Raw genomic sequence first — 18,924 nt, 5'->3', positions numbered from 1 at the left:
GATTTTATAGTAATTTATAATGGATAGTGAACTAATTTATCAAAAAAAACAAAATGTTAATAGTGTAAAAGTCTTATTTCATGTATACTAGAAGTAGTTAAATGTATATATCGTATTACGGGGAAGGTGATGTAAAGTTGCGGAATCTACAAATATTGCAAAATATAAAGTGCCAACTGCTTGATTTGTGGATAGAATGTGCTCAAAAACCACTTACCACAATCGACTATTTAGAGCTATTTAAAGGGATTATATTACGTGAGTTTAAAATCGAGCATGTGGATTATCTGCATTTTGACAATGGGATGCTATATCCATCATCAACTTGTAACAAAGAACAGTATAATACCAATGGGATTCCATATATTACGTTTGCACCTTATATAGAACAACGACATCAATTTCCTAATACATTAGTAAAAATGTTAAAACAATTTTTTGATCATGCAGGAGATGTTTTGGTCTTACAAGAGGAAAACGAGATTATGGGACTTATTGTTTTAGAAGCAACCCCTGAGTGGAAGGAGTTTGCAGAATCTCTTTATATCAAGAAATTTGAGAAATTACTATCAGATACCGTAATAATGATAAGATGCAGTAGGAAAAATTCGTATGAGAAAAAGCTAAATCGCGAATTATATGAGATGACTGAAGTTTTTCATTCAACAATGGATATTAATCACATTCTAGAAGAAGTAATCCAAGGTGTAAAAAGGATATTTCCGAATTTCCAATCAAAATTAATATTATCAAATGATCAAGATCGTAGAGATATAGAAGATGTATATGTTTTTGATTACTCAATGGAAAGGCCTTCAACAGTTGAAGCATTTGTTTCAGGAGAAATGACGACTGAATTAGCACTAGATATCAATTATCACCTATTGAATGCACCGATTTATGGAAAGCAAGGAATTTACGGTATACTTCAAATTTTTGTCCCTTTTGATTATTCTTTATCTTCAAGAGAAAAACAATTTATTCAACATTTAGCGCATACTTCAGGCAATGCTCTAGAAAATGCAAAACTATATCATCAATCTCATCGTTTAGTGTCGGATTTGCAGTTAATAAATGAAACGGCACAACGGCTTAATATGAAATTAAACAGAGAAGAAATACTATCTTTTCTAACGAAACAATTGAACAAATCATTTGTTCCTGCAGAAATTTGTTTTGCTTTGATTGATCATAATATGTTTAAAAATACAACAGGAACCACTGAATTTTTTTACGAAGAGGAAGCAAAAATTTATAACGACTATATTGAACATCATTTTAAGAATTCTGTAGACCCATTATTTGTCGCTTATTTTGAAAATTTAGTTAATCAAAAAGTCACCTATAATTCTTTGATGGCAATACCTATTACTATTAATGATAGAGTTCAAGGATATTGTGCTATTTTACACCATGACCCTTATTATTTTTCTTTCGATAGTTATAAATTAATGCAGTCACTGATTCGACATTCTTCGCTTGCTATTTCGAATATTTTATTGCGAGAACAACTTCAAGAGATGATTGACCGAGATCACCTTACAAATTTATATGCACGAATTTATTTAGAGCAATTCGTTGAGAAATCTATGCAAGATGCTGAGTTTGGTTCTCTGGTATTGTTTGATATTGATAATTTCAAAAAAGTGAATGACACTTTTGGACATCAAACAGGAGACAACATTTTAAAGACTGTGGGAAAAAGTTTGCAACAAATAGTGCAAAATAATGGGATTTGCGCACGATGGGGTGGAGAGGAAATGGCTATCTATCTCCCAAACATTTCGGTAGAAGACACAGTGAAATTAGTTAACAACATTATGACAATTATTCCCCAAGTAACAGAACCCTCTGTAACTATGTCATCAGGAATCGAAATATGGAATGCAAATTCAAAATTAACATATCAGGGTCTATTACAACATGCTGATATAGCTCTTTATAAAGCAAAAAATAGTGGGAAAAATCGCTATTGTTTATACCAAAAAATACTGGGTAATTGTAATGTTTAACAATAAAAAAACTGATACCAAATGAACTGCCCCGTAAAAGTTAGACACCAATCTAATTTTTCCGGGGACTTTTTTATGGCAAAATGAAAAGATCTAAGCGCGGTAGAATACCGAACTCAGATCCTTGAAGCTGCTTAAATGCATATGTCTACCTTTCTTGGGTCGATCAAAAAGGTTTTCTATGGTATCAGTTTTTTATTGAAATTAAAAAAAGTAATTTAGTGAAATAACGCATGGTTATTATTGATATTGCGCTTAGTGAATATGTTTTGTAAGCACTGCTACAAATTGTTCAAGCCCCGCTTGATCTTCTTCTGTGAAGCGGTTTGTAGTAGGGCTGTCAATATCAAGTACGCCAAAAAGTTCGTTATTAATGACAATTGGTACAACAATTTCTGACAATGAAGCACTATCGCAAGCGATATGGCCAGGAAATGCATGTACATCTTCGACGATTATTGTTTTTTTCGATTCGGCTGCAGTACCACAAACCCCTTTACCTAAAGAGATATGAACACATGCAGGTAAACCTTGGAATGGGCCTAATAATAGTTCATCGTTTTTCCAAAGATAGAAACCACACCAATTGATATTATCTAAAAATTGATTAAGTAGTGCAGAGGCATTGCTTAAATTCGAAACTGTATCTAGCTCTCCTTCTAATAGTGCATCTAATTGTTTTGAGAGTAAGTTGTATCTAGCGGCTAAATCACCACGGTAGCTTGTTTTTTGAAACATCATAATACCTCCGTTTTAATCGTTGAATGGGAATATTTCATCGTAATATTGATGCAAATCTGATACTTGATGGGCATCAGAGCCGAAAACTAATGTAATATTTAATTCTTTAGCATACTGAATATAGGGTAACGGTGGATAGGATTCTTTGCAATATTTTTTTGCAAGACCTGCACTATTAACGTCTAATTCGCAATTATGTTCTGCCATAAGTTTTAGGATTCCTTTAATTTGTGAATCGTCATCGATTTTCTCACCATGTGCAAGTTGGAATTTATGCACAAGTGATGGATGCCCAATTCGTTTAGGTTTATATTTGCCGAGGTTTGCTTCGATTGATTTTTTTACCGTTTCATAATATAAATCATAAACCCCTTGAACAGATCCTACTTGATCTGCAAATGCTAGAAATGTTTCGCTTGAATAGTCAATGCAAGTATATTTTTCATTATGTTTTAAGAAGTGAACAGATAGAATAGCATCATCAATTTGTGGTCCTACAATGTTTAAAAAGCTTGTCGTCTCCACTTCATATCCAACGATATAATCGACTTCGAAACCAATACGGATATGTATATCGTCTTTGTATTTTTCTTTTAAAATGTTAAGCTCATCCAAATAAGTTAGTAGATTGTGAGGATCCATTCCGCTATCTTTTTCAGGTGTAGGGTCAACAAAGTTTGTTGGCAATGGTGCATGTTCTGTGAAACTTATATCTTCAAATCCCAATTTAATAGCTTTTTTGATATAATTTTCTAAAGAATCTTTCGTGCCATGGGGACAATAGGGAGTATGAATATGTGCGTCACGTTTCAACAAAAATCCCTCCAATTTCTTAAAATTTGATTAAATAGTAGATATTTTTTAGATAAATCTCTCATAAGGGTAAACAAATTACCCTAAAACATGGTACTATTAAGCTTAACTAGAGCTGAAAAAATGATTTTGGGATAGGAGGCTTACGATGAAGTATATCATTCCTACCATCATCGTACTATGTGTAATTATAGCAATTGTTTTTATATTTCGTCGAAAACATAGAAAAGAAATTCAAAGACTTGACCAAAAGAAACTGCAAATTCAGAATAAGCCAGTGCTTGAAGAGTTGATGAAAGTAAAAGCATTGAATATGAATGGCCAAACAGAAGAAATGTTTGAGCGCTGGCGCAATAAATGGACAGAGTTAATGGATGTAGAAATGCCGAAAATTGATGTCCTTTTATTTGATGTTGAAGAACAAGTAGATAAGTTTCATTTTGGAAAAGCTTCGGAAATTGAAAAAGAAATTGAATCTAAAATTGCTGAGTACGATCAAGAAATGGTGAAAATCTTAAAAGAATTAAATGAATTAGTCGGAAGTGAAGAAAAAAATCGAATCGAAATTGAACAATTAAAAGATCAGTATCGTTCAGCTCGTAAAACGTTATTGGCACATCAATATTCTTATGGACCAGCTGCGGGGCCACTGGAAAAACGATTAGAAATATTCAATCCTCAATTTGAGGAATATGATCACTTAACAGAGACAGGAAATTATTTAAAAGCGCGAGAAATCGTCGTGAATTTAAACGAAGAAGGTCAGGTTCTCTTTAAACTAATCAACGAAATTCCTGCATTGTTGACTGAAATTCAACATAAAATTCCTTCAGATATTCATGAAATTCGAAATGGTCATCGTGAAATGGAAGAACAATCTTACTTCCTTGTGCATCTTGAAATTTTAGATAAACTAGATCAAATGGAAGAAAGCTTAATTGTGTTTAAACAAAAAATAGCGGAATTAGACATAACATCAGTTCAGCATCGCGTAAATGAAATGAAAGACGAAATTGAATCTTTCTATGATGCGTTAGAAAAAGAAGTAATTGGTAAGAAATTCGTTGATAATTATTTTGTAGCTATTGGTGAACAACTTGAATCTGCAATTGTAGCGACAGAAAAGACTGCAAAAGAAGCAGATGCAGTACAAAAAAGCTATCGACTTTCTGAGAAAGAAGCTGAAGTACCGGTAAATTGTAGACAAAAATTACTTTCTATACGTCAACGCTATGAACTATTAGCAATTGAAGTAAATGAAGAACAGTCTGCTTATTCTAGTATGGAAGAAGCATTAAAAGAACTAAAAGATTCGATTGAGCAATTATTTGAAGAACAAGAACAATTTGCAGATCGAATGAAAAGCTTGCGTGTAGATGAAAATAAGGCACGAGCTACTTTAGGTAATTTGAGGAAAATGCTTCATGATACTGAGCGTATGCTACATAAAGCAAATTTACCTGGTATCCCAGAAGAGATGGATGCTAGACTTGAAGAAGCAGCAGAAAGAATTTTCGTTGTTGTCAATAATCTTCAAGAAATACCGTTAAATATGAATACTGTATACAAAAATCTTGAAATTGCAGAAAAGTGCATAGAAGATGTACATAATACAGCAATCGAAATGCTCGAAAATGTTCAATTAATCGAACGTATTATTCAATACGGTAATCGTTATAGAAATACGAATAAAGCATTACATCAACAACTATTAGAGGCAGAAGATGCATTTCGTGAAATGCGTTATGCAAAAGCACTTGAATATGCTGCAACAGCAGTTGAAGCTGTCGAACCTGGCGCTATGAAGAAAATTCAGGTACTTGCCAAAAGCTAAGGGAAACGTTCATAATAAGAAAAGCATTACGCCACCGCACGGTACTGTGCTGGTGGCTTTCTTTTGGAAGGAAGGAGAAACAATGATTTACCTAGATCATAGCGCAACAACAAAACCAGACCCAGCTGTTTTGCGAACATTTGTCCAAGCAAATGAACATTATTATGCAAATCCAGCATCTCTTCATCAAATGGGTGTTGAAGCAAACGCATTACTAACTCGAGCAAGAGAACAAATTGCCGATATTATAAAAACGTCTTCAAATCAAATTATATTCACATCTGGCGGATCTGAATCCAATAATTTTGCGATAAAAGGATTCGCTCGAGCAAATAAACATCGTGGCACAAAAATTCTTGTTTCAGCAATCGAACATGCTTCAGTTTTAGAAAGCGCAAAAGCTTTAGAAAAAGAAGGATATACTGTTGATTATGTCGATGTTGATGAGCATGGAGTTATATTAATAGATGATTTAAAGCAAAAGCTAACCAAAGATACAGTTGTAGTAAGCATCATGCATGTTAATAATGAAATGGGAGCAATTCAACCTGTTTCAGAAATCGCAAAAATCGTACATCAAAATAGCCGTGCTTTTTATCATATGGATGCGGTACAAAGCTTCGGAAAAATACCTGTACAATTTGATGGGGAAAATGGCCCTGATGCCATAACGGTTTCAGGACATAAGATTAACGCATTAAAAGGTTCAGGATTTTTGGCCTTACGAAAACAAGTGAACATTTCTCCAATCATCCATGGTGGAGGACAAGAAATGGGATTCCGAAGCGGTACAGTAGCAGTCCCACAAGACGTAGCACTTGCAAAAGCAACACGTCTAGCAATAGAAAAGCAACCTCAAAGAGCCAAACAATATAGTAAATGGCGTGATGATTTACATGAATTCTTTAAGCAATTCACATATGTGCGTGTCCTCTCAAGTAAAGAAGGTGCACCACACATTATCAGTTGTGCAGTTCAAGGGCTAAAAGGGGAAATCCTAGTAAATGCTATGCAACATGAAGGATTTATTATTTCTACTTCTAGCGCATGTTCATCAAAAGATCATACAATTAGCCATGTTGTGCATGCCATAAACGTTGACCCTTCATATGAAAAAGGGGTAATACGTATGAGCCTTGGTGAAGGAATTTCTGATGAAGATATTGCTTCCTTTAAAACTGCCTTTCGCAAAGTAATGCAACAAGTAAAGGAGATGTAACACAGCATGAAATGGCATGAAATTTTATTACGTTACGGTGAAATTACGACAAAAGGGCGTAACCGTAAATTATTCATAAATCGCTTAAAAGAAAATTTACGTTATACATTTGCAGATATTCCTAACCTACGAATTCGCTCAGAAAGAGACCGTATGTATCTTAGTAGCGATGTAGATAGTGAAATGGAAGAACTATTAGAACGATTACCTCATATTTTTGGAATCCATTCATTTAGCCCAGTAGCACATTGTGAACCAACAATTGAAGCGATGAAGGATTTAGCAGTAGAAATCGTAAAAAAAATGGATTATCAAGACAAAACATTTAAAGTGAATGCAAAAAGATCTTATAAAAAATTTCCTCTAGACACATATGAACTTCAACAAACTTTAGGAAGCCATGTTTTAGGGTCTCTTCCTGGTATGACAGTTCAAATGAAAAAACCAGATATCGAATTACGTGTTGAGGTTCGCGAAAAAGCTGTTTATATGATGGTTGATGTCATACATGGTGCTGGTGGTTTACCAATTGGTTCAAACGGCAAAGCGTTATTACTACTATCAGGCGGTATCGATAGTCCAGTAGCAGCTTATTATATGATGAAACGTGGCGTTAGAGTAGAAGCAATTCATTTCTTTAGTCCACCTTTTACAAGTGACCAATCTTTAGGAAAAGTAAAAGAACTTTGCAATAAAATCAGCCGTTTTGGTGGTAATATTCGCTTACATGTTATACCTTTTACAGAAATCCAACAAAAAATTCAAAGTAGTGTCCCTGAAAATGTAACAATGACTTCAACTCGTCGTATGATGATGAAAGTAGCAGATATAGTACGTAATGAGATTGATGCAAAAGCGCTTGTAACAGGTGAAAATCTGGGACAAGTTGCAAGCCAAACATTAGAAAGCTTAGCAGCAATCAACGATGTAACAACAACACCAATCTTACGACCATTAATCACATTTGATAAATTAGAAATTATAGAAGTTGCTCAAAAAATCGGTACTTATGATATTTCAATTCGTCCTTTCGAAGATTGCTGTACAGTATTTACACCAGCAAATCCAAAAACAAAACCAAGAATTGAAAAGATGAATTATTACGAAAGCTTTACGGATTTCGATGAAATGATTGAAAGAGCAGTGAAAAATCGCGAAATTCACACGTTCCCGAAAAAGAAAACCGATGAATTTCTAGATTTACTCTAATAGAAGAAGAAATTTCCTGTATTTTGTTTGTATGTTTTTTTTCATCCGGCGCATTCTATATGCACAAGGAGGTGAGACACATGTCAAACAACAATTCAGGAAATAGCAACGAATTATTAGTTCGTGGCGCATCACAAGCAATTGACCAAATGAAGTACGAAATCGCACAAGAATTTGGTGTACAATTAGGAGCAGAAGCATCATCGCGTGCTAACGGATCCGTTGGCGGAGAAATTACTAAGCGTTTGGTTGCAATGGCTCAACAACAAATGACTGGTTTTACAAAATAAAACCATTTTGAGTATTTAGTATACTCATAAGCAACAAAAAAAACCGAGGAAAAATTCAAAAGAATTCTTCCTCGGTTTTTTCATTTTTTAATGCGATGAAGCTCCTAATAATAAAAGTAAATAAAGTAACTAAACTACATAACAAAATTCAACTTTAAATTTAAATTGAGTTAAATCAAATGTTAAATTTTTATTAAAAAACAAGTATGATTTTTTCGCATTTACACATTCTATATGCACAAGGAGGTGAGACACACATGGCAAACAACAACAACTCAGGTAATAGCAATGAATTACTAGTTCGTGGAGCACAACAAGCTGTAGACCAAATGAAGTACGAAATCGCACAAGAATTTGGTGTACAACTTGGAGCAGAAGCATCAGCGCGTGCTAACGGATCCGTTGGCGGAGAAATTACAAAGCGTTTAGTTGCAATGGCTGAACAACAAATGAACGGCTTTCCAAAAAACAAATAATTAAATAAGTTTAAAAAAAGTCGGAGGAGTAATATACTTCTCCGGCTTTACTTTTTAATAAGCTACTTGCTCTTAGTACCTGGTATTAATAATTGATATTGTGATTTGGTTGTACTTTTTGGATAATTTCGATATAATTAATTTGCAATTTCAATGCGTTATGCGAGGGGGAATATTAATGAAACGTGAGGATTTAATTGCACCTACAGATTATAACTTAGTTGAGGAATTTGAAAAATTCGCTAAAGACAAAGAAAAGGTAGCTATTCGATTTGAAAATGATTTAGGCAGTACAGATTCTATCACATATGACGGTTTAATTAGAAGAGCCAACCAAGTGGCAAATGTATTTGTAAAACATGGTTTAAAACAAGGTGATGTAGTATTAATCATGGTGCCACGTCTAATCGATGCCTATATTACATATGTAGCGGCATTAAAAGCAGGTTTGGTAGTGATTCCAAGCTCAGAAATGTTGAGAGCAAAAGAAATTGACTATCGATTATTGCATAGTAATGCAAAAGCGGTTATCGCTTACGAACCATTTATAGACCAATTTGATCAAGTTGAACATTTAAATCAAGTACAACAATATGTTATTGGACAAGCACATCAACCATGGATTCAAATGATACAAGAAGCAGAAGAGGAGTCAGAAGAGTTCGAAACTGCTAGAACAAAAAGTGAAGACATGGCTTTCTTATCATACACAAGTGGTACAACCGGAAATCCAAAAGGCGTAGTTCATACACACGGATGGGCATTTGCACATTTAAAAACAGCAGCTGCTCATTGGCTAGGAATTAATGAAGGTGATCTTGTTTGGGCAACTGCTAGTCCTGGCTGGCAAAAGTGGATTTGGAGTCCATTTTTATCAGTACTCGGAAGTGGTGCAACAGGGTTTGTTTATAATGGACGTTTTAAACCAGAAAAGTATTTATCACTCCTTGAAAAATATCAAATCCAAGTTTTATGTTGTACACCAACTGAATATCGTGTAATGGCAAAAGTAGATGATTTATCAAATTATGATTTATCTTCATTGCATAGTGCAGTATCAGCTGGAGAACCATTAAACCAAGAAGTTATTAATATCTTCAAAAAAGTGTTTAATTTAGATGTTAGAGATGGTTATGGGCAAACAGAAAACACCTTATTACTAGGTAATCTTAAAGGTGTACCAGCAAAACCTGGTTCAATGGGTAAACCTACACCAGGTAATATCGTTGAAGTAATTGATGAAGATGGTCAGCCTTGTGCTCCTGGTGTTGTTGGAGATATCGCAGTCCACCGCTCTACACCTGCATTGTTTAAAGAATATTTAAATGATCCAGAACGTACTGCAAGACAATTCCGTGGAGATTATTATGTAACAGGCGACCGTGCAAGAAAAGATGAAGATGGTTATTTCTTCTTTGAAGGTCGCAACGATGATATTATTATTAGTTCAGGATATACAATTGGACCTTTTGAAGTTGAAGATGCATTAGTTAAGCATCCTGAAGTACAAGAATGTGCAGTAATTGCCAGTCCTCATGAAGTACGAGGCAATATTGTAAAGGCATATGTTATCTTAAGAGACCCTTCAAAAGCATCAGATGAATTAATCAAAGAATTACAAGACCATACTAAAAAACTCACAGCTCCTTACAAATATCCGAGAGAAATTGAGTTTGTAGAAGAATTACCGAAAACTTCTTCAGGTAAGATTCGTAGAATTGAATTACGAGAGCTAGAAAAAAAGAAAAAACAGCATAGCTAATTTAATTGGCTGCCATTGATGGTGGCCTTTTATTTTTGCGTCATTTACTTTCTTTCGTATAAAAATTATAATGATTAGAATGGTGACATAAGTAAATCAAATGGAGTGAAAATTCATGCAAAATGAAAAAAAGGGTATCCTTGCAGCGGTAGGTTCATATTTTTTATGGGGACTCTTTCCGCTTTATTGGAAATTGATTGAACATGTTTCAAGTGAAGAAATATTAGCATCACGTGTAATATGGTCATTTGTATTAACATTCATCTTCGTAATCATTCTAAGACAAGGGAAAATACTATTAGTAGATTTCAAGGGGTTGTGGCATAACCAAAAAGCATTTTGGTCATTATTTTTTGCAGCATACTTAGTTACTTTAAACTGGTTTATCTACATATGGGCAGTAAATCATAATCATATTGTTCAAACAAGCCTAGGATATTACATGAATCCTATTATTTCAGTACTTTTAGGCATAATATTCCTGAGAGAAAAATTATCAAAATCACAAATTGTCGCATTTTCATTTGCAGCAATAGGGGTCATTATATTAATAGCCTCATATGGGCAAATTCCGTGGATTGCCATTGGTTTGGCTTTGAGCTTTGGTATTTATGGATTATTGAAGAAACAGATCGCTTTAGATGCGACTCGAGGATTAGTAATCGAAACAATGTTTGTCTTTCCTGTGGCTCTCATCTATTTTATATCTCTTTATTTCCAGGGAAATATGTCGTTTCTTCATGTCGATATGAAAACCAATTTGTTATTAATTGGAACAGGTATTGTAACTGCGATTCCACTTATTTTATTTGCGATAGGCGCTCAAAATATTCCATTATATTTAATAGGGTTTATTCAATACATTTCTCCAACTATGACCTTAATTTTAGGTGTCATTGTTTATCATGAGTCATTTGGAGGAATTGAACTAGTTTCATTTTCATTTATTTGGCTTGCTTTAGTTATTTTCTCTATTTCTACCATTGCAGAAGTGAGAAAGTCACATAGAATTCATCAAAAAGCATGAAACATTTAATGCTTCCGTTCGTATATGTATAGAAGTACAAAAGGGGGATTAATAAAATGACAGCAAAAAGATGGATTGCTTTAGGTGTAGCGGCAGTGTTATTTGTAGTATCTACTTTTGCGAGTATTGCATGGTCTATGGCAAAGTTAGATTTTAAGAAGAGTTTTGATTCTGCAATTAATATGAATAGCGATAGTGGCAGTACATACGATAGAACGGTTATTGAAACGGGTAATCCTACTAAGAAAATAGCTGTGTTAACAGTTAATGGTTCTATTCTTGATACAGGAGATTCATCTTCTATTTTTAGTACGGAGACTTATAATCATCAGTTTTTTATGGATCAATTAAATGATATCTTGGATGACAAGCAAGTAAAAGGAATACTATTGAAAGTAAATTCACCTGGTGGTGGAACAAATGAATCAAAACAAATTTACGATAAGTTAATGGAAATTAAAAAAGAAAGAAATATTCCAATCTATGTATCTATGGGCTCGATGGCTGCTTCTGGAGGTTACTATATTTCTGCATCCGCAGATAAAATATTTGCAGATGAAGAGACGCTAACAGGATCTATTGGTGTTATTATGCAAGGAATGGATTATAGTAAACTGGCGAAGAAAGTTGGTATTGAATTTAATACAATTAAGACAGGTCCATACAAAGATATTATGAGTGGTTCGCGTGAAATGACGGTTGCTGACAAAAAAATATTACAAGATATGGTAAATGATTCGTATAACCGATTTGTTAATGTTGTTGCGAATGGACGCGGAATGACGATTGAAGAGGTCAAAGCAATTGCGGATGGCCGCGTTTTGAATGGATCACAAGCTAAAAAAGTAGGTTTGGTAGATGAACTAGGATACAGTGAAGATGCTCTTATTGCGCTTAAACAAGACAATAATCTAAAAGGTGCGGAAGTATATGAGTATTCGTCCACAGAAGATTGGACATCACTTTTCTCTGCTAAAATGAATTCAATGCTTGGTGGTTCAGTAGAAAAAGAAGCCTTGAGTAAATTGTTATCCCAAAATAGTGCACCACGAATGATGTACATGTATGGTGAAGAATAGGGGGGCTTGTTGATGTCAGAAGCGATTGATGCAGGAACATTTAGCCAAAAGACAGCAATGCAATTAGAAAAGGTAACAGATTATCACTTGAAATCTGCAGGGTTTTGGACTAGATTTTGGGCATATATAATTGATTTAATTGTCATCACATCATTAACGGCAATTACTGTTAAGCCCTTATTTTTCTTTACAGGTTGGGAAGACTTTGAAATAAAACACATTGCACCATATGGATTTGCAACAAGTATTATCTTCTACGGTTATTTTGTCATTATGACGAAGATTTGGGGGCAAACTGTTGGCAAGATTGCCCTTGGAATTCGAGTGATATCTGAGAATAATCGCCCTCTTACATGGGGAACTGTACTTTTCAGAGAATGGATTGGTAGATTTATATCTGTCACAGTTAAAATCTTGTATCTTGTTATTGCATTTACACCTAAGAATAAAGCGATTCACGATTATATAGCAGATACAAGAGTTGTACATGAACATACGTATATACAAACTGAAAAAGTAATTGCAGTAGAAAATAATGATGGACAACAAAAAATTCAAGAAAACGAACAGTAATTGTAAGGCTTCTAAGTTGCGTGATTCTAAAACATTCGAGTAAAATTGTTCTTGAGGAGGCGTTCTAAATGGCACAAGTAACATTTATAAACAACCCAGTAACATTAGTAGGACCAGAAATTAAAGTAGGTGACAAAGCACCTGATTTCACAGTAGTAGCACCTGATTTATCGGAAAAACATTTATCTGATTTTACAGGTAAAATTGTATTAATCAGTGTTGTTCCATCATTAGATACAGGAGTTTGTGATGCACAAACACGTCGTTTTAATGAAGAAGCAACAGGTTTAGGAGAAAATGTTGTAATTCTAACAATTTCTTGTGACCTACCATTTGCTCAAAAACGTTGGTGTGGAGCAAACGGTATCGAAAATATCCATACTTTATCAGATCACCGTGATTTATCATTCGGTGATGCATATGGCGTACATATGCAAGAATTACGATTACTTGCTCGTTCAATCTTTGTTGTTGATCAAGAAGGCAAAGTTACTTATGTAGAATATGTATCAGAAGGTACAAACCACCCAGATTATGAAAGTGCATTAGAAGCTGTAAAATCACTAGCAAAATAAGTAAAATTGAACGGCAATAAACAGTTTGGAACCCACTCAAGAATGTTAGAGTGGGTTTCCGTTTTGAAGGAGAAAGAAATGGAAAACATAGAAAATCTATTTTCATTTATAGATGAGCATTCAGAAAACATTGCTAAAGAGCATGATTTAACCTATTTAGATAGTGTTCTCGAGACTTTAAATACATGGTTAGATGGTGATATATCCCCTGACGTCGAACATCCTTCAAAAGAAGAAATTCGTAAAGCAATACAACTCGCTATTTTAAAAGGAATGCGACAAAACGCACAACCAAATCATCAAATGACACCAGATACACTTGGATTTTTATTAGGTTATTTTGTAGAACAGTTTTATGAAAAAGAATTTAAATCCAATCAAAAAATGACTATATTGGATCCAGCAATCGGAACAGGTAATCTATTATTAACGGTGATGAACTTAGTAGGAGATAAAATCGAAGGTGTTGGAGTTGAAATTGATGAATTATTAATTCAACTTGCTGCGGCATCATCAGAATTAGAACATCAACCTATTTCACTTTATCACCAAGATTCACTGGAAAATCTATTGATAGACCCTACAGATGCTGTAATTTGTGATTTACCAGTAGGGTATTACCCGAATGATGAAGTGGCTAAAAACTATGAAGTGCAAGCAAAAGAAGGTATGACGTATGCTCATCATCTCTTTATTGAGCAATCATTAAAATATACAAAAGATGGAGGATACCTCTTCTTCTTAGTACCAGATCATATTTTTGAATCTGAACAATCTCCATTATTAAATAAATTAGTAACACAAAAAGCATGGATTCAAGCTGTTGTTCAATTACCAGATGAATTGTTCGCAAGCAAAGCACATGCTAAGAGCTTACTCATCTTACAAAAGAAGAATGGTGAGGATAAGCAAGTAAAAGAAGTACTCCTTGCTAAAGTTCCTAACATGAAAAACATTAAAGCTTTAGAGATGTTTTTTGCCAAAGTTCAAAAATGGAAAAAACAAAATAAGAAGTAAGTAAAAAGCCCGCTCCGTATGGAGCGGGCTTTTTGAAATTATTATTCTACAACTGAATCTGTACGAACAACTAGAACATCACATTTTGAGGAACGTACAATACTTTCAGAAACGCTTCCGATTAAGAATCTTTCAACAGCATTAAGACCGGTAGCACCACAAATGATTAAATCTGCATCTACTTTTTTAGAGACATCTTTAGTGATAATTGTTTTTGGTGAACCATATTCAATGATCACATTAACATTCTTAACTCCTGCAGCTTCGGCCTCTTTTTTGTAGCCGTCTAATAATTCCTCAGCAAATTCTTGAGCGCGTTCTTGGATAGAGCGATCATATGCTTCAATCGCTGCAAATGAACGAGTATCAATAATGTTAACTAAGTTTAATGTTGACTCGTTACGATTAGCTACTGAAATTGCTTTTTTGAATGCGTATTCTGCTTCTTTCGAACCGTCGACAGCAACAACGATGCTTTTATAAGTTAATGCCATAATGGATTCCTCCTTTTGATACTCTTATTATACCATTTTGAATTATTTTAAAAATTGATTTGATTGAAAGTTTGGAAATCTGTAAAAGTTTTCCCAAATCTTAAATACGGGTTTTAAGTACTGTGTAAATACAATTTTATGGGGAATTTCATATAAAAGATACGTGAACATTTTCGGTGATATAGTACTAGTGACTCATTGGAGAATAATATCGTTAGAAGAGCATGAATGTAGGAACACAGTTATTTAAAATTTCGTATAAAAAATTTGATACATTTTAGTTCTCGAAATATTATTCAGGTAGGGTTGAACTGAGTCTCCCACCCGCTTTGTGAATAGCTAGTTCCTAAATTAAATTAAGGTCAATATATCGCTTTCAATCGCTATATCAAACAAAAGTTAATTCTATTTATTAATACCCAATTAGTAATATTCTAAACAATGTTTGATATCAAATCTATTAAAAACATCCAATCTATTTAAATAATTAAAATTTTCTAATTATGCTAACAAAAGTATTTCGAAATCTGTTACAATGAACTTGTTTTTATGTAAAGTATAAAAATTATACATAAAAAACAATCGGTTACTTTTTTAAAATGAGGAGGATGGGGTATGAAAATCGGTGTTCCAAAGGAGATTAAAAACAACGAAAACCGTGTGGCAATGACGCCCGCTGGTGTGGTGAACTTAACTATGTTTGGGCACGAAGTATTTATAGAAAAAGGTGCTGGTATAGGTTCAGGTTTTACTGATGAAGATTATAAAGCTGCTGGAGCGCAGATTGTCGAAACTGCAGGAGATGCTTGGAAACAAGATATGGTAATGAAAGTAAAAGAACCAATTTCTTCAGAATTCAATCACTTCTATGAAGGACAAATTCTTTTCACTTATTTACATTTAGCTCCTGAACCAGAATTAACTCAAGCTTTGTTAGATAAAAAAGTAGTAGCAATTGCATATGAAACAGTACAATTACCAAATCGTTCATTGCCATTATTAACGCCAATGAGTGAAGTGGCAGGTCGTATGGCTACTCAAATCGGTGCACAATATTTAGAAAAACAAGAAGGCGGTAAAGGAATTTTGCTTGGTGGTGTATCAGGTGTACCACGTGCGAAAGTAACGATTATCGGTGGGGGTATGGCAGGTGCGAATGCTGCTAAAGTGGCAATTGGCATGGGTGCTGAAGTAACGATTATCGATTTAAGTCCTGAACGTTTACGTCAATTAGATGATCAATTTGGAAGTGATGTTCAAACATTAATGTCCAATCCTTATAATATTGCTGAATCAGTGAAAAACTCTGATTTAGTAATCGGTGCTGTTCTAATTCCAGGAGCAAAAGCACCAAAGTTGGTTACCGAAGATATGATCAAGACTATGTCTCCAGGGTCTGTAGTTGTTGATATTGCGATAGACCAAGGTGGTATTTTCGAAACTTCTGATCGTATTACAACTCACGATGCCCCAACTTATATTAAGCATGGTGTAGTACACTATGCGGTTGCAAATATGCCAGGAGCAGTGCCTCGTACTTCAACGATTGCGCTAACAAATAACACAGTTCCTTACGCATTAGAAATTGCAAATAAAGGTTATAGAAGAGCATGCTTAACGAATGAAGCTTTGAAGAAAGGCATTAACACTTTAGAGGGACAAGTTACCTTCGAAGCTGTAGCAGAAGCGTTAAATTATCATTATGTGCCTGCTGATTCACTTTTATAATCGTAATCTAATAATTGGTCTAAACGACTAAAAACCCTCCTCTCGCTTTTAGCGAGGGAGGGTTATATTAGAATAGTTATTTAGGTTGGATAATTTGAAGTTCTTTAGGGAAGCTAGTTAATACTTCTACTCCATTTGCTGTTACATAAACATCGTCTTCAATACGAACGCCTGCTGTATCACCTTTATAGATGCCTGGTTCGATTGTGAAGACCATTCCTTCTTTCATCTCCATTTCGTTTGCACCATGTACAGATGGGAATTCATGAACAGAAATGCCAAGACCATGTCCAAGTCGATGTGTGAAATATTCACCAAAACCAGCTTCAGTGATACGTTCGCGAGCTATTTTATCTAAGTCCATTGCACGGACACCTGGTTTTACAGCTTCGATAGCAGATATATTGGCATTTTTTACAGCTTCGTAAATTTCTTTTTGTGCTTCAGATGGATCGCCAAATGCAACTGTACGCGTAATATCTGAGCAATATCCTTCGTAAACAACACCAAGGTCAAATAGTACTAAGTCGCCTTTTTGAATTTTTTGTTTACCTGGAGTGCCATGTGGTGAAGCTGCATTTAAACCTGTTAGCACCATTGTATCAAATGACATGTATACACCTTTTTCTTTCATAGCAGCTTCGATAGCAGATAAAATCTCCATTTCAGTTTTACCTTCAGCTAATTCATTGCATCCTACTTCAATTGCATAGTCAGCTAATTTAGCAGCCTCACGTAATTTTTCTAATTCATCTTCAGATTTTACTAATCGCATATTATTCAATTGTTCATCTAAACCAACGAATTTAGAAGTTGGATAAAAGCCTTGAAGAGCTTCTAGTCGTTCTACAGTTAAGTGTGCTTTCTCAATTGCAATCGTGTTTAATTGAACACCGCGTGTGGTAGTTGTATTGTGTAAGATTTCCCAGGCATTATCAGTATCATCGTGACCAACTGCTTCATTTGTCCAGCCTGATGCTAGTGCGTCAGGTACTTCCATTTTAGGACAAATCAAAAATGGTTCAGCCTCTTTAAATACCATTACACCTAGAAGACGCTCATGAGGATCACTGCTGAAACCTGATAGATAGAATACATTATCAGGTGTTGTGATAAATGCAGCATCGATATTTTTTTCTTGTAAATAAGTTTGAATTAATTGAACCTTGTTCATAAGGATCCTCCTCATTAAATTTCTAGAGCTCTTGAACTATTTTGGGTGGAGAATAATAAATTTAAGTAACTCTTTCATCTATAGTCTATCAAAAATAAAGGAAAATAAGTATTCATAACGAAATTATATCTAGTGAATGACACAGCGAAAGGATGGAATAACATGCAAATTTCTTATCATGGACACTCAGTAGTACAAATTAAAACGAATGGCTACACAATTCTAATTGATCCTTTTATAACAGGTAATGGGTTAACAGATTTAAAAGTGGCTGATCTAAAACCAGATGCTATTTTATTAACACATGGGCATAACGACCATGTTGGTGATACTGTTGAAATTGCAAAACAATCAGGAGCACTAGTAGTCGCACCAAATGAGTTAGCTGTATACCTTTCATGGCAAGGAATCAAAACACATCCGATGCACATAGGCGGAGCTTATCAATTTGACTTTGGTAAAGTCAAATTAACTCAAGCATTTCATGGTTCTTCATATGAAACACCTGACAAGCAAATCATTTATACAGGGATGCCCTCAGGAATATTACTGTTTGCAGAAGGAAAAACAATCTACCATGCAGGAGATACAGCACTATATAGTGATATGAGGCTTATTGGTGAAAACCATCCAATGGATGTGGCGTTCTTACCAATTGGGGATAATTTCACAATGGGGCCAGAAGATGCTGCTAGAGCAGTACAGTTTTTGAAACCAAAAGAAGTTGTCCCAGTCCATTACAATACGTTCCCTCTTATCAAACAAGACCCAAAAGAATTTGCGTCAATGGTCGATACAGCTTCAGTTAGAATAATGAATGCTGGAGACCAATTTGAAATTTAGTTATTATGTATACAAAATTTTTATATCCAATGTCATATTACTAAAGTATTTAGATGAA

18 protein-coding genes are annotated in these 18,924 nt (G+C 34.5%); 14 read left to right on the top strand and 4 right to left on the bottom strand.

The window, feature by feature from the left end; genetic code table 11:
- The first annotated feature begins 137 nt into the window (after window positions 1-137).
- Complete coding sequence (locus ACWV26_RS14550) at window positions 138-2,012, top strand: sensor domain-containing diguanylate cyclase (protein WP_455895445.1); 1,875 nt, start codon at window positions 138-140, stop codon at window positions 2,010-2,012.
- 255 nt (window positions 2,013-2,267) lie between these two features.
- Here ACWV26_RS14550 and ACWV26_RS14545 read toward each other — a convergent pair whose 3' ends face one another.
- Both ACWV26_RS14545 and hisJ read right to left on the bottom strand, forming a co-directional pair.
- Window positions 2,268-2,750, bottom strand: a complete 483-nt coding sequence (locus ACWV26_RS14545; RefSeq protein WP_455895444.1) for a GAF domain-containing protein — start codon at window positions 2,748-2,750, stop codon at window positions 2,268-2,270.
- A gap of 15 nt (window positions 2,751-2,765) precedes the next feature.
- Window positions 2,766-3,566, bottom strand: a complete 801-nt coding sequence (hisJ, locus tag ACWV26_RS14540) for a histidinol-phosphatase HisJ (RefSeq protein ID WP_455895443.1) — start codon at window positions 3,564-3,566, stop codon at window positions 2,766-2,768.
- A 148-nt stretch (window positions 3,567-3,714) separates the two neighbouring features.
- On the opposite strand from hisJ, the gene ezrA reads away from it, so the two are divergent.
- From ezrA to ACWV26_RS14485, 11 genes are all read left to right on the top strand, one after another.
- A complete protein-coding gene (gene ezrA, locus ACWV26_RS14535; protein WP_455895442.1) occupies window positions 3,715-5,400 on the top strand; it encodes a septation ring formation regulator EzrA in 1,686 nt (561 codons plus the stop codon).
- A gap of 82 nt (window positions 5,401-5,482) precedes the next feature.
- Window positions 5,483-6,619, top strand: coding sequence for a cysteine desulfurase family protein (locus ACWV26_RS14530; protein ID WP_455895441.1), 1,137 nt, complete (start codon window positions 5,483-5,485; stop codon window positions 6,617-6,619).
- Window positions 6,620-6,625: 6 nt separating this feature from the next.
- Window positions 6,626-7,828 carry a tRNA uracil 4-sulfurtransferase ThiI gene (gene thiI, locus ACWV26_RS14525; protein ID WP_455895440.1) on the top strand — a complete coding sequence of 401 codons (1,203 nt, stop codon included), beginning with the start codon at window positions 6,626-6,628 and terminating at the stop codon, window positions 7,826-7,828.
- An 80-nt stretch (window positions 7,829-7,908) separates the two neighbouring features.
- Window positions 7,909-8,118 carry a small, acid-soluble spore protein, alpha/beta type gene (locus ACWV26_RS14520; RefSeq protein ID WP_455895439.1) on the top strand — a complete coding sequence of 70 codons (210 nt, stop codon included), beginning with the start codon at window positions 7,909-7,911 and terminating at the stop codon, window positions 8,116-8,118.
- A 257-nt stretch (window positions 8,119-8,375) separates the two neighbouring features.
- Complete coding sequence (locus tag ACWV26_RS14515) at window positions 8,376-8,594, top strand: small, acid-soluble spore protein, alpha/beta type (RefSeq protein ID WP_455895438.1); 219 nt, start codon at window positions 8,376-8,378, stop codon at window positions 8,592-8,594.
- A 178-nt stretch (window positions 8,595-8,772) separates the two neighbouring features.
- Window positions 8,773-10,356, top strand: coding sequence for an acyl-CoA synthetase MbcS (mbcS, locus tag ACWV26_RS14510; RefSeq protein ID WP_455895437.1), 1,584 nt, complete (start codon window positions 8,773-8,775; stop codon window positions 10,354-10,356).
- 115 nt (window positions 10,357-10,471) lie between these two features.
- Window positions 10,472-11,383, top strand: coding sequence for an EamA family transporter RarD (gene rarD, locus ACWV26_RS14505; RefSeq protein ID WP_455895436.1), 912 nt, complete (start codon window positions 10,472-10,474; stop codon window positions 11,381-11,383).
- Between the two features lie 56 nt (window positions 11,384-11,439).
- A complete protein-coding gene (gene sppA, locus ACWV26_RS14500; protein ID WP_455895435.1) occupies window positions 11,440-12,462 on the top strand; it encodes a signal peptide peptidase SppA in 1,023 nt (340 codons plus the stop codon).
- Between the two features lie 12 nt (window positions 12,463-12,474).
- Window positions 12,475-13,035: an RDD family protein gene (locus ACWV26_RS14495; protein WP_455895434.1), complete on the top strand. Its 561-nt coding sequence runs from the start codon at window positions 12,475-12,477 to the stop codon at window positions 13,033-13,035.
- 68 nt (window positions 13,036-13,103) lie between these two features.
- The gene (gene tpx / locus ACWV26_RS14490; protein ID WP_455895433.1) at window positions 13,104-13,610 is read left to right on the top strand and encodes a thiol peroxidase; all 507 of its coding nucleotides are present in this window, start codon (window positions 13,104-13,106) and stop codon (window positions 13,608-13,610) included.
- Between the two features lie 78 nt (window positions 13,611-13,688).
- On the top strand, window positions 13,689-14,627 hold the full coding sequence (locus tag ACWV26_RS14485; protein WP_455895432.1) for a class I SAM-dependent methyltransferase: 939 nt from the start codon (window positions 13,689-13,691) through the stop codon (window positions 14,625-14,627).
- Between the two features lie 41 nt (window positions 14,628-14,668).
- Here the strand turns inward: ACWV26_RS14485 and ACWV26_RS14480 are convergent, their stop codons facing one another.
- A complete protein-coding gene (locus tag ACWV26_RS14480; RefSeq protein ID WP_455895431.1) occupies window positions 14,669-15,121 on the bottom strand; it encodes a universal stress protein in 453 nt (150 codons plus the stop codon).
- A gap of 615 nt (window positions 15,122-15,736) precedes the next feature.
- On the opposite strand from ACWV26_RS14480, the gene ald reads away from it, so the two are divergent.
- On the top strand, window positions 15,737-16,849 hold the full coding sequence (ald, locus tag ACWV26_RS14475) for an alanine dehydrogenase (RefSeq protein ID WP_455895430.1): 1,113 nt from the start codon (window positions 15,737-15,739) through the stop codon (window positions 16,847-16,849).
- A 76-nt stretch (window positions 16,850-16,925) separates the two neighbouring features.
- On the opposite strand, the gene ACWV26_RS14470 is transcribed toward ald, so the two are convergent.
- A complete protein-coding gene (locus ACWV26_RS14470) occupies window positions 16,926-18,023 on the bottom strand; it encodes a M24 family metallopeptidase (RefSeq protein ID WP_455895429.1) in 1,098 nt (365 codons plus the stop codon).
- Window positions 18,024-18,185: 162 nt separating this feature from the next.
- On the opposite strand from ACWV26_RS14470, the gene ACWV26_RS14465 reads away from it, so the two are divergent.
- Window positions 18,186-18,866 carry a metal-dependent hydrolase gene (locus ACWV26_RS14465; RefSeq protein ID WP_455895428.1) on the top strand — a complete coding sequence of 227 codons (681 nt, stop codon included), beginning with the start codon at window positions 18,186-18,188 and terminating at the stop codon, window positions 18,864-18,866.
- Window positions 18,867-18,924 lie beyond the last annotated feature (58 nt).

This window comes from Rummeliibacillus sp. JY-2-4R (assembly GCF_053847205.1).
Note: the sequence above shows the minus strand (reverse complement) of the source record. Positions and strands in the feature narration are given on the sequence as shown.

What these genes read in the sequence shown, in the direction of transcription:
- ACWV26_RS14545 (WP_455895444.1), bottom strand. Translation starts at nt 2,750, where the DNA reads ATGTTTCAAAAAACAAGCTACCGTGGTGATTTAGCCGCTAGATACAAC.
- ezrA (WP_455895442.1), top strand. Translation starts at nt 3,715, where the DNA reads ATGAAGTATATCATTCCTACCATCATCGTACTATGTGTAATTATAGCA.
- ACWV26_RS14530 (WP_455895441.1), top strand. Translation starts at nt 5,483, where the DNA reads ATGATTTACCTAGATCATAGCGCAACAACAAAACCAGACCCAGCTGTT.
- thiI (WP_455895440.1), top strand. Translation starts at nt 6,626, where the DNA reads ATGAAATGGCATGAAATTTTATTACGTTACGGTGAAATTACGACAAAA.
- ACWV26_RS14520 (WP_455895439.1), top strand. Translation starts at nt 7,909, where the DNA reads ATGTCAAACAACAATTCAGGAAATAGCAACGAATTATTAGTTCGTGGC.
- ACWV26_RS14515 (WP_455895438.1), top strand. Translation starts at nt 8,376, where the DNA reads ATGGCAAACAACAACAACTCAGGTAATAGCAATGAATTACTAGTTCGT.
- mbcS (WP_455895437.1), top strand. Translation starts at nt 8,773, where the DNA reads ATGAAACGTGAGGATTTAATTGCACCTACAGATTATAACTTAGTTGAG.
- rarD (WP_455895436.1), top strand. Translation starts at nt 10,472, where the DNA reads ATGCAAAATGAAAAAAAGGGTATCCTTGCAGCGGTAGGTTCATATTTT.
- sppA (WP_455895435.1), top strand. Translation starts at nt 11,440, where the DNA reads ATGACAGCAAAAAGATGGATTGCTTTAGGTGTAGCGGCAGTGTTATTT.
- ACWV26_RS14495 (WP_455895434.1), top strand. Translation starts at nt 12,475, where the DNA reads ATGTCAGAAGCGATTGATGCAGGAACATTTAGCCAAAAGACAGCAATG.
- tpx (WP_455895433.1), top strand. Translation starts at nt 13,104, where the DNA reads ATGGCACAAGTAACATTTATAAACAACCCAGTAACATTAGTAGGACCA.
- ACWV26_RS14485 (WP_455895432.1), top strand. Translation starts at nt 13,689, where the DNA reads ATGGAAAACATAGAAAATCTATTTTCATTTATAGATGAGCATTCAGAA.
- ACWV26_RS14480 (WP_455895431.1), bottom strand. Translation starts at nt 15,121, where the DNA reads ATGGCATTAACTTATAAAAGCATCGTTGTTGCTGTCGACGGTTCGAAA.
- ald (WP_455895430.1), top strand. Translation starts at nt 15,737, where the DNA reads ATGAAAATCGGTGTTCCAAAGGAGATTAAAAACAACGAAAACCGTGTG.
- ACWV26_RS14470 (WP_455895429.1), bottom strand. Translation starts at nt 18,023, where the DNA reads ATGAACAAGGTTCAATTAATTCAAACTTATTTACAAGAAAAAAATATC.
- ACWV26_RS14465 (WP_455895428.1), top strand. Translation starts at nt 18,186, where the DNA reads ATGCAAATTTCTTATCATGGACACTCAGTAGTACAAATTAAAACGAAT.